Origin of the sequence: Pseudoalteromonas fuliginea (genome assembly GCF_000690055.1) — a bacterium.
Taxonomy (GTDB): domain Bacteria; phylum Pseudomonadota; class Gammaproteobacteria; order Enterobacterales; family Alteromonadaceae; genus Pseudoalteromonas; species Pseudoalteromonas fuliginea.
Genome location: NZ_JJNZ01000264.1, coordinates 1 through 563, shown reverse-complemented (window position 1 = coordinate 563; position 563 = coordinate 1). Strand labels below are relative to the sequence as shown.

1 protein-coding gene is annotated in these 563 nt (G+C 46.2%); it reads left to right on the top strand.

What is annotated here, in order from left to right:
• Window positions 1-62: 62 nt before the first annotated feature.
• Window positions 63-563, top strand: a 501-nt coding sequence (locus tag DC53_RS00070; protein ID WP_167331245.1) for a major capsid protein, incomplete at its 3' end; no start/stop codon positions are given.

Here is a 563-nt window from a genome sequence, read left to right as displayed (position 1 = left end):
GTCAATTTGGTGAAATCGACTACACCGATCCTGTTTTCCGCGCTAGTGCAATGAACCTGTTCATGAAGCATATGCGTTACGGTGGTAAGCGTCAGCGTCGAACTCTTGAGCTTATGGCTTCTCAAGTCCTTCAAACTGCTACAGTTACCCTGAAGGACGAAGAAGGCGAAGATGCTTACACGATTGACTTTAAAGGTAAGCCGACTCACTTCCCGACATTTGCAACGGCATGGACTGATCACGCTAACGCAACTCCGATTGCTAACGTAAAATCTCTTTGTGACGTTATCAATACTGATGGTCAATCTAAACCGACTCAACTATGGCTTGGCGATGGTGCGTACGACAACATGCTGCAGTGTGCAGAGTTTATCAAATACACTGACACTCAACATGTTAAGATCATCAACATTGAACCCCGCGATGTACCAAGCGGCGCGACTTACATGGGTACGCTTACAGCGACTGGCTACCGTCTTGATATTTACACTTACCGTGGCGAATACAAAGATGTTGGCGCATCAGCGAATGAGCGATTCCTAAAGGATTCATCTGTTCTTATC